Source organism: Psychrobacter sp. 1U2 (assembly GCF_051847575.1).
Map to the genome: position 1 here is coordinate 1 of NZ_JBPYDC010000656.1, position 916 is coordinate 916.

General features: G+C 39.2%; 2 protein-coding genes. Both read left to right on the top strand.

Features of this window, described 5'->3' with window-relative positions; genetic code table 11:
* Positions 1-64: 64 nt before the first annotated feature.
* Positions 65-418 carry an IS630 transposase-related protein gene (locus ACS8FD_RS17905; RefSeq protein ID WP_439276841.1) on the top strand — a complete coding sequence of 118 codons (354 nt, stop codon included), beginning with the start codon at positions 65-67 and terminating at the stop codon, positions 416-418.
* Entirely contained in the window at positions 369-911 is a 543-nt protein-coding gene (locus ACS8FD_RS17910; protein WP_439276842.1) for an IS630 family transposase, read from the top strand. The genes ACS8FD_RS17905 and ACS8FD_RS17910 overlap by 50 nt, the downstream gene beginning before the upstream one ends.
* The last annotated feature ends 5 nt before the right edge of the window (positions 912-916 follow it).

Here is a 916-nt window from a genome sequence, read left to right on the forward strand (position 1 = left end):
TATAGTCAGTCTTTTATAAATAAGATACAATACTTTTAAAACTGAGAGAAAGATATTAATAACGATGACTTATTCTGCAGACTTCCGGGCGCAAGTGATCAAAAGCGTCAAAAACAAAGACATGACTATTCGTGAAGCGTGTACCTTCTATGACGTTAGCAAAACGGCGTTACAACGCTGGTTGAAAAACCCAACGATCAAACAATCTCGGGATAAAGCACCCAGTAAAATACCAAATGAAGCACTTCTTCAAGACGTTGCGCAATATCCAGACGATTACATGTATGAGCGAGCACAGCGTTTAAATTGTAGCAAATCAGGCATTGAGATTGCCTTAAAGCGTCTTGGTATCAGTCAAAAAAAAGACCTTGGAACATCCAAAAGCCTGTCCGATCAAAAGAGCGGCGTATCTAAGTAAGCTTGATCGCTTTAAACAGCAAGGCTACCCCATTATTTATATGGACGAGAGCGGCTTTGAAGCTGAAACAATAAGACCTTATGGCTATGCGCCAATCGGTATCCCTTGTATTGATAGCTACAACTGGCAAGCAAAAAAGCGTACTAATGTTATTGGCGCTTTGTATGAAAAAATGCTGTTTGCGCTTGATTACTTTGAGCAGAATATTAACAGCAACATATTCTACAACTGGTGCAAACAAACACTAATCCCAAGCCTTAAAACCAAATGCGTTATTGTCATGGATAATGCTCGGTTTCATAAAAATAAGAGTATTCAAAAATTACTGAATAGGCATGGCCATCGTATTTTATGGCTACCACCCTACAGCCCTGATCTGAACCCTATCGAGAAAAAATGGGCACAGGCTAAGTTTCTACGCCAAGGATGGATGGAGAATAATCTACCTAAACTCTTCCATGATATGGGTTGTATCTCTTTTATTGTGGATTGACTATA

Bases quoted from the DNA above. Each gene is read 5' to 3' on its own strand.
- ACS8FD_RS17905 (WP_439276841.1), top strand. From the start codon at position 65: ATGACTTATTCTGCAGACTTCCGGGCGCAAGTGATCAAAAGCGTCAAA.